At 65.8% G+C, this 8530-nt stretch carries 6 protein-coding genes and 2 tRNA genes; 4 read left to right on the top strand and 4 right to left on the bottom strand.

Going from position 1 to position 8530, the window contains the following annotated elements; genetic code table 11:
• Nucleotides 1-94 precede the first annotated feature (94 nt).
• Together AC13GF_RS20045 and AC13GF_RS20040 are read left to right on the top strand one after the other, a co-directional pair.
• Nucleotides 95-171: transfer RNA gene (locus AC13GF_RS20045), tRNA-Arg, on the top strand.
• Nucleotides 172-240: 69 nt separating this feature from the next.
• Nucleotides 241-317 (top strand) — tRNA-Arg (locus tag AC13GF_RS20040).
• A gap of 599 nt (nucleotides 318-916) precedes the next feature.
• Here the strand turns inward: AC13GF_RS20040 and AC13GF_RS20035 are convergent.
• Nucleotides 917-1837 (bottom strand): LysR family transcriptional regulator, encoded by a 921-nt coding sequence (locus tag AC13GF_RS20035; protein ID WP_100443621.1) that lies wholly within the window; start codon nucleotides 1835-1837, stop codon nucleotides 917-919.
• Between the two features lie 140 nt (nucleotides 1838-1977).
• Here AC13GF_RS20035 and AC13GF_RS20030 point away from each other — a divergent pair, with 140 nt between their 5' ends.
• Nucleotides 1978-2679 carry a pirin family protein gene (locus AC13GF_RS20030; RefSeq protein ID WP_197591478.1) on the top strand — a complete coding sequence of 234 codons (702 nt, stop codon included), beginning with the start codon at nucleotides 1978-1980 and terminating at the stop codon, nucleotides 2677-2679.
• 113 nt (nucleotides 2680-2792) lie between these two features.
• On the opposite strand, the gene AC13GF_RS20025 is transcribed toward AC13GF_RS20030, so the two are convergent.
• Together AC13GF_RS20025 and AC13GF_RS20020 are read right to left on the bottom strand one after the other, a co-directional pair.
• Nucleotides 2793-4997, bottom strand: a complete 2205-nt coding sequence (locus tag AC13GF_RS20025; RefSeq protein ID WP_483005766.1) for a TonB-dependent siderophore receptor — start codon at nucleotides 4995-4997, stop codon at nucleotides 2793-2795.
• A 131-nt stretch (nucleotides 4998-5128) separates the two neighbouring features.
• Nucleotides 5129-5824, bottom strand: coding sequence for an alpha/beta hydrolase (locus AC13GF_RS20020; RefSeq protein ID WP_483005765.1), 696 nt, complete (start codon nucleotides 5822-5824; stop codon nucleotides 5129-5131).
• 184 nt (nucleotides 5825-6008) lie between these two features.
• On the opposite strand from AC13GF_RS20020, the gene AC13GF_RS20015 reads away from it, so the two are divergent.
• Nucleotides 6009-7148 carry an MFS transporter gene (locus tag AC13GF_RS20015; RefSeq protein ID WP_099485100.1) on the top strand — a complete coding sequence of 380 codons (1140 nt, stop codon included), beginning with the start codon at nucleotides 6009-6011 and terminating at the stop codon, nucleotides 7146-7148.
• Nucleotides 7149-7229: 81 nt separating this feature from the next.
• On the opposite strand, the gene AC13GF_RS20010 is transcribed toward AC13GF_RS20015, so the two are convergent.
• The gene (locus AC13GF_RS20010) at nucleotides 7230-8348 is read right to left on the bottom strand and encodes an alpha/beta fold hydrolase (RefSeq protein ID WP_049449596.1); all 1119 of its coding nucleotides are present in this window, start codon (nucleotides 8346-8348) and stop codon (nucleotides 7230-7232) included.
• Nucleotides 8349-8530 lie beyond the last annotated feature (182 nt).

The raw sequence follows: 8530 nt of genomic DNA, 5'->3' as shown, positions 1-8530 counted from the left end.
TTGGATAGAGTACCTGGCTACGAACCAGGCGGTCGGGAGTTCGAATCTCTCCGGGCGCACCATACACAGTCAGCACAACAAGTTTATGTAATTGGCGCCCGTAGCTCAGTTGGATAGAGTACCTGGCTACGAACCAGGCGGTCGGGAGTTCGAATCTCTCCGGGCGCACCACTCGACAGGTTTTCAGCATCCGCCGCTGAAAATGCAGTAAAATTAAGCAGTAAGTTGATTGTGTACCGCGCGCCCGTAGCTCAGTTGGATAGAGTACCTGGCTACGAACCAGGCGGTCGGGAGTTCGAATCTCTCCGGGCGCACCATTACACCGAAACAGCAGGCCTCGGCCTGCTGTTTTTTTATGCGTGTTTTCCGGCAGGGTTGCGCCCTGCACCTGCAGATGCTTCAAGCCAAGGCAAGGCAAGGCAACGGCAAAAGCTGGCATTCCGTGGTTTGGCGGGGCGGTGTCGGAGTGCGGGGACGCCGCAAGTACGTCCCTGTAGGCTTGGCAGCCGCATCCATGCGGCTGACACCCCGCACTCCGACACCGCCCCACCTCTGACAGATTTCCGCGATCTGATGGATCCACGCCATGCGTGGATGAATCTCCATCGAGTTCGAACATTTCGACAATTGATCGAAGAGCATCCACGCATGGCGTGGATCTACCGTGTCGACCAAGGTCGACACCTACCAGAGCAGTACGCCGTTCCGACAGATCGCGGAAAACTGTCGAAGGCGAGGTGGGTCCGGTTGCGGGGGCGTGAGCCGCATGGATGCGGCGACCGAGCTTACATGGACGTACTTGCAGCGGCCCCCGCAACCGGACCCACCCCGCCATCCCTCAGGAAACCAGCTTCTGCTGTTGCTGTTGCTGTTGCTCTGGATCGTAGCGGGTGCAGGGCGCAGCCCTGCCAAAGCCCTACCCCCTGGCCATTGCCTGCCACCACTGCGACAGCAGCTCCGGCCTGCGCAGGCGTTCGCGCCACCAGCGCAATGCCGCACCATCCTCACCGGTGCGCCAGGCCAGCCAGAAGGTCTCTTCCGGCTTGTGCTCCTCCACCTCGCGGATCACCAGTTGGCCGCGCGCCACCGCAGCGCGCGCGCACGGCTCGGGCAGGAAGCCGAAGCCCACGCCTTCGCATTGCAGTTTCAGCTTGCTGGCCATATCCGGCACCGTCAGCATCTCCTGCCCCATCAACAGGCCGACCGTGCGCGGCAGCAGCCGTCGCGCCGAATCGGAGACCGCGATCGCGCAGTGCTCGACCAGCTGCTCGCGACCGAGCACGCCTGGCACTGCGGCCAACGGATGATCGGGCGCGACCGCGAACACGAACTCCACCGTGCCCAACGGCTCGACCACATAGCCACCGCCACTGGGGCCCTCACCCGGCGCGCCGACCAGCAGATCGGCACGCCGGTCCAGCAGGGCTTCCCAGGTGCCGGACAAGGCCTCGCCGATCAGCCGCAGCCGGGTCGGCGCCTCGGCCTCACGAAACGCAGCGATGTCCGGGCCGAGCAACCAGGTCGGGAACACCGAGTCCACCGCCAGGGTCAGTTCGGTCTCCCAGCCCGACGCCACCCGGCGCACCCGCAGCTCCAGCTCGCGGGCGGCGCGCAGCAGGTGCCGCCCTTCGTCCAGCAGCGCGCGGCCAGCCTCGGTCGGCTCGGCGCGCGGGCCGACCCGGTCGAACAGCTGAACGCCCAGGTCCTCCTCCAGCTTGGCCACGGTGTAGGAGATGGTCGAGGGCACTTTGTGCAGGGCCTTGCCGGCGCCGGCAAACGACCCGCGGCGGTCGATGGCATCCAGGATCTGCAGGGCATCGAGGCTGAGCTTGAGCATTCGAATTTTTCGATGATGGCTGTCAAAACTATCCGTTTTTCAAACCCCGGGCGCAAGCGGATACTTCTCTCCAACGGGGAAACACAGCGGCTACCGGCCCACCCCGCCCCATCGAAACCATCGAACAAGGAGATTCCATCATGCTGCAGATCCGCAAGAGCGCTACCCGTGGCCTGGCCGAGCATGGCTGGCTGTCCTCGCGCCACACCTTCTCCTTCGCCAACTACTACGACCCGCGCTACGTCAGCTTCGGCCCGCTGCGGGTGATCAACGAAGACAAGGTGATCGGCGGCCAGGGCTTCGGCACCCACGGCCACAGCAACATGGAAATCATTTCCTACGTGCTGGGCGGTGCGCTGGAGCACAAGGACTCGATGGGCACCGGTTCGGTGCTGCGCTACGGCGACGTGCAGCGCATGAGCGCCGGCAGCGGCGTCACCCACAGCGAGTTCAATCACTCCGCCGACGAGACCGTGCACTTCCTGCAGATCTGGATCTTCCCGGACACCGAGAACATCGCGCCGTCGTACGAGGAGACCCACTTCGCACCGGAGACCAAGCGCGGCCAGCTGCGCCTGATCGCTTCGCCGGACGGTGCCGACGGTTCGCTGCGCATCCATCAGGATGCCCGCATCTTCGCCACCATCCTCGACGGCGGCCAGAAGCTGCACCATGCGCTCGGCAACGGTCGTGGCGCCTATGTGCAGGTGGCCCGCGGCCAACTGCAGGTCAACGGCATCACCCTGGAAGCCGGCGATGCGCTGCAGGTCAGCGACGAAGCGCAGCTGACCCTGGAAAACGGCAACGACGCCGAAGTGCTGGTGTTCGACCTGCCGCTGTAACCACAACGCCCGCGATGCTGTAGAGCATCGCGGGCGTATGTGTAGAGCCAAGCCCATGCTCTGCTGCGGTTTGACAGCCAGCCGAGCGTGGGCTCGGCTCTACAAGACCCGCGTCAGAACTTGTAGTTCAAGGTGAGCCGTACATTGCGCGGCTCACCCCAGGTGTAGGTGCTGTACCAGTTGAAGATCGTGTAGTAACGCTTGTCGAGCAGGTTGTTGACGTTGACCGTGGCCGACAGGCGATCGTTGAACTGGTAGCGCGCCATCGCATCGAGCAACCAGTACGGCTGCGTGCGATGCACCACCTTGGCCCGCGTGGCCGGGTTGGTGATCTCGCCGAAGGTCGAATCCTGCCAGCGTGCGCCACCACCCAGCGTCAGCCCCTGCCAGGCACCACGCAGGCGGTAGCTGGTGTGCAGGCTGAACTGGTTCTCCGGTTCCAGCGTGGTCACCTTGGTGCCCGCCTGGCGGGCGATCTTGTGGGAGAACCCACCCTGCACCTGCCAGCCCTCGGCCAGCTGACCCGACATTTCAAGCTCGTAACCCTTGGTGCGCACGCCCATCAAGGCGCGGTAGGCATCCTGGCCATTAGGTGTCTTGCCGCCGGTGGGCTGGGCGAAGTTGTCCTGATCAAGCTGGAACAGCGCCGCACTGGCATTGAGGCGTCCATCGAAGAACTCAGCCTTCAGGCCAACCTCGTAGCTGCGGCCCTCCAGTGGATCCAGTGCCTTGCCCTGCTCGTCACGCTCGCCCTGCGGCTTGAAGATGGTGCTGTAGCTGGCATACACCGAGTAATGCTCGCCGAGGTCGTAGACCACGCCGGCATAGGGCACATAAACGCCGGTCTCGCGCGTGTCCGGCGAGCGGTAACTGGCCAGGCGGCTGCCGACGATCAGCTTCAACGGATCGGCCACGTCGAAGCGGCCAACCACGTACAGCCCATTCTCGCGGGTCACTTCATTGTTGTCATAGGTGCGCTGCCACTGCGGCTCGGCAATGTCACCATTCCAGGTTCTGTAGTCCGGCACGGTATCCGGGAACCCCGCCTGCGGGCCATAGCCGGTATTGGTCCAGCGCTTGCGCGAAGCACTGCCACCGACCACCAGCTCATGCTCGCGGCCGAACAGGCCGAAATGCCCGCTCACATAGAAGTCGGCGGCATTGCTGACGGTCTTGCCGACGTACTTGCCGAGCCACAGGCTGACGCCCTCGCCGGTCAACGGATCGGGATTGCCAGCGGCGGCACCGGCCAGTGCGGCGTCATAGCCGTTGACCTGGTGGTTGAGCTGCAGCTTGGCAATCCAGTCGTTGGCGAACGTGTGCTCCAACGTGGCGAAACCGGTACGCACGTACTGCCGCCAGCCGGCCCATTGCGCACCATTGTTGAACGAGCGCGGCATGCGGTTGAAGTTGCCAGCGCTGTCCAGCAGCGGAATGCCGCCCCACGTCGAACCCTTCGGGTCGCTGTCCATCACGTCGCCACCGACCGACAGCAGCGTGCGTTCGCCCAGATCGGCTTCCACCACGGCATAACCGACCTTGCTGGTGCGCTGGTAGTTGTCCAGGTTGGAGCGCTTGTCTTCCCAGGCACCCACGGCACGGCCACGCACGCGGCCATCGGCAGTCAGCGGGCCACCCACATCAAGCTCGGCGCGGTAGTCGTCCCAGCGGCCGACACCCAGTGAGGCACTGCCGGCGAAGTCCTTGCCCGGCTTCTTGCGCACCAGGTTGATGGTCGCACCCGGATCGCCCATGCCGGTCAGCAGGCCGGTCGCGCCCTTGAGCACTTCGATGCGGTCGTAGATGGCGGTGTCGCTGAGCGTGTTGCCGGCGGAGTATGCCGAATTGCGCGACATCGGAATGCCGTCGTACTGGAAGTTCTGCACGGCGAAGCCACGCGCGTAGTACTCGGTGCGTTCGCTGTCGTAGGTGACGATGCTGATGCCGGGGGTCACCCGCATCACGTCGTCGATGCCGTGCAGGCCGAAGTCATCCATCTGTGCGCGGGTGATCACGCTGATGGTCTGCGGGGTCTGCCGTGGCGTCAGCACCAGGCGGGTGGCGGTGGCGATGGTGCCGGGCGTGTAGGCGCCGCTGCCCTCGGTGATGGTGCCGAGCAGGTTGGCCGTGACCTGCACGGTCTGCAGGGTCTGCGATGCAGGCGCCTGGGAATCCTTGGCTGGATCCGTACTGGATTGCGCAGCAGCAATACCGCTGCTGCCCAGAGCAGCGATCAGCAGGCCCCGGGCCAGCGCCTGCGGCAACGCGCGGCGACGCGGCAGGGGGGACGGAGTATGGACAACAGGCACAGACAGCACGGCGGGACCTCCACGATAGGGTGGGATCCTCTGGCGGCGGCTGGAGGGAAGAGAGGGACGCGGCCGGATGGCCGCGGCGCAGGAGTGTACTCCCCTGCGCCGCAGCTGTCGTGCGGTGTGCTGGCGCGGGATCAGCCGCCGATGGCGGCGCAGGCCTCCAGGATCAGCGCGGTCACTTCCTTCGGCTGCGAAGCCAGCGAGGCATGGCTGGCATCCAGCTCCAGCAGGCGCTTGGGCTGCATCCTTGCGGCCATGGCCTTCTGGTTTTCCGGCGCGATCATGCGGTCGTGGCGGGACAGCTGGTACCAGCTCGGCGCGTGCTTCCATGCCGGGTCGCTGACCGCATCACCGAAGGTGCTGGCCAGCGGCGCCTTCTGGGTCACCGCCATCACCCGGCCCTCGTCCTCGCTCAGATCCTGGCAGAAGCTCTCATGGAACTTGTCCGCACGCAGCCACAGGTAGCCATCGCTGTCCGGTGCCAGGTTCGGCGCCGCCTCCGGCAGGTGCTGCTGGGTGATGCCACCTGGGCTCTCGCCGGCATCAGGGGCGAACGCGGCGATGTAGACCAGGCCCTTCACGTTGGGCTCGTTACCGGCCTGGCTGATTACCGCGCCTCCATAGGAGTGGCCGACCAGCAGCACCGGCCCGTCGATCTGCCGGATCATTTTCTGGGTGCGGCCTGCATCGTCGGCCAGCGACGTGAGCGGTAGTTCCACCGCCTGCACACGGTCATGGCCGTTGCGATGCAGTTCCAGGATCACCTTGGCCCAGTGTGCGGCCCCGCCCCAGAATCCATGGACGAGGAGGATGGTCGGTGTCGTGCTCATGTACGGGTCTCCGGCAGCGGCCGGCGGGATGCCGACCGTGCAGCCACTGTCCGTGGGCGACGTTAATCGCCAGTGACGCGATCGGGTCACTGCAATCGTATGCGTCGCCCGATGTCACGCATGGCACTTGCCGAGCTGGCTTGAAAACGTTTTCATGATCATCCCCTGGAGCTTCGCATCGCGCATGACGCCTTCATCCCCACGTGCCCAGCAGCACGCCACCCGCGCCGCCTTCTTCATTCCCGGATTCGCCACCGCCGCATGGGCGCCGATGGTGCCCTACGCCAAGGCCAAGGCCGGGCTGTCCGACGCCAGCCTCGGCGCCGTGCTGCTGTGCCTTGGGCTCGGCTCGCTGCTGGCGATGCCGTTGGCAGGTGCACTGACCGGGCGGCTGGGCTGCCGCCGGGTGATGGTGATCACCTGCGCGATGATGCTGTGCGCCCTGCCCTTGCTGGTGCTGGCGCCCTCGCCGGTGGCACTGGGTGCGGCGCTGTTCGTGTTCGGCGCCGGCGTCGGTGCGCTGGACTGTGCGATGAACATGCAGGCGGTCGCGGTCGAGCGCGACGCCGGGCGCGCGATGATGTCCGGCTTCCACGCCTTCTACAGCATCGGTGGCTTCGTCGGCGCCGGCTGCATGACCGGCCTGCTGATCCTGGGTACACCGCTGTGGCTGGCCGCGCTGGTTTCTGTGGCGGCACTGCTGCTGGTCGCGGTGCTGTCGGCGCCGCACTGGCGACCGCAACGGATCCTGCATGAAGGCCCACTGCTGGCGCTGCCGCACGGCGTGGTGCTGTTCATCGGCGTGCTGGCCTTCGTGGTGTTCCTCGCCGAGGGCTCGATGCTGGACTGGAGCGCGGTGTTCCTGGCCGAAGTGCGGCAGGTGCCGCGTGATCAGGCCGGCGCCGGCTTCGCGCTGTTCACCCTGGCGATGACCGCGATGCGCCTGTTCGGCGACGGCATCGTCGAGCGCCTCGGCCGAACCCGCACCCTGGTCTTCGGCGGCATCACCGCCGCAGCCGGTTTCACCTTGGCCACGCTGGTACCGTCGTTCCCGGTGGCGCTGGCGGGCTATGTGCTGGTTGGGCTGGGCTGCGCCAATATCGTGCCGGCACTGTTCTCGATGGCCGGCCAGCAGCGGGTGATGCCGGAGAGCATCGCCATCACCGCAGTGACTACGCTGGGTTACGCCGGCATCCTCGCCGGCCCGGCAGCGATCGGTGCGCTGGCACACGGCACCAGCCTCGGCTTCGCCTTCCTGTGCGTGGCCGCATTGCTGCTGGGCGTAGCCGCATCCGCGCGCTCGCTGGCACGACGAGTGGCCTGACAGAAAAAGGGGACGGAGGGGATTAAGTCGTTTCCCACACATCTGGGCTAGAAACGACTTAATCCCCTCCGTCCCCTTTTCTCAGCTGCGCGTCAGCCACTCGGCCTGGGCCGGCAGTTGCGGTGCCGGGCAGGCGCTTTGCGGATGGTGCTCGTCGCGCGCCATCCAGTCGTCGACCACTCCGGCCAGCAGGTCCAGCCGCAGCGGCAGGGTGATGTGGTCCTCGCCGCGCATTTCGATGTAGTGCGCGCGCGGGTTGGCCTGGGCCAGTTCGCGGCCTTGGCTGACCGGAATGTGCTGGTCGCCCTGCCCGTGCAGCAGCAGCACGCAGGCGCGGGTATCGGCCAGCGCGCGCGCTACATCCACGCGGTCCAGATCGACGTCGATGCGGCGGCTGGCGGCGGCGATCACCTGGTTGATGTCCTGGCCGCCGTAGCGCCAGCGCGCGTACGACGCCACCGCCTGCGCCTTCAGGCCCTCCGGCTGCAGTCCCATCAGGTGCGGGATCATCGTGCGGATCGCTACACCGGCATTGGCGAACGATTCCATCGCCACCACGCCTTCCACCTGGTCGCCGAGCTTGTCGGCGGTGAATACCGCTGTGGCGGCACCATAGGACACGCCGAACAGGTACAGCGGGCCGGTCACTTCACCACGTGCGCGCAGCTCGCCGATTACATCCACCACATCGTCGGATTCATAGGTGCCATAGCCCGACGGCCCAGTACCGGACTGTCCATGGTTGCGCAGGTCGAGCGTGACCACGCGGTAGCCGGATTCGGCCAACTGCAACGACCATGGCAGCATCGAATCACCATTCATCATCCAGCCGTGCAGCAGCACCACGGTGCCGCGCGGTGCCTGCGCGCGGAACGGCTGCGGTACTGCCAGGCTCAGGCCTGTATCCAGCGGCAGGCCGTTCTCGTGGCGCTGCGGCAGGTAGTGGTAGCGCGCGCCGTAATCGCCAGGATCGAACACACGCCAGAAGATCGGCACGCCATCGCGGCCCGGCGCGAAGCCGTGGCGATTGGGCAGTTCGGCAATGGCCGCGGCAATGCGCGGACGATCGAGCAGGGTCGATACGCCACCCGGCGCGATCAGCCGATCGGCGAGCGAGGTGGACGAGGCATTGATCGAGGACGAGCATGCAGCCAGCCACAGGCCGGCGCACGCCAGCAACAACAGCAGCAGGCGCTTCATGGGCAATCGGGGAAAAGGTGCGACAGCGTGGCAGGTTAGCGACGCGCGCGTGGGCCATCTATCGCGCGTGGATGACGGCTTGATGACAACGCAGGAACGATTCAGCTTGGTGTACAAGCTGTATCCGTTCAGTCATTGATCCGGATCAATGAATACGCCGGCGTGTTTGTCCACAGTGCCGC

It is taken from the genome of Stenotrophomonas sp. 22LJNL06-5-1, assembly GCF_056861455.1.
Note: the sequence above shows the minus strand (reverse complement) of the source record. Positions and strands in the feature narration are given on the sequence as shown.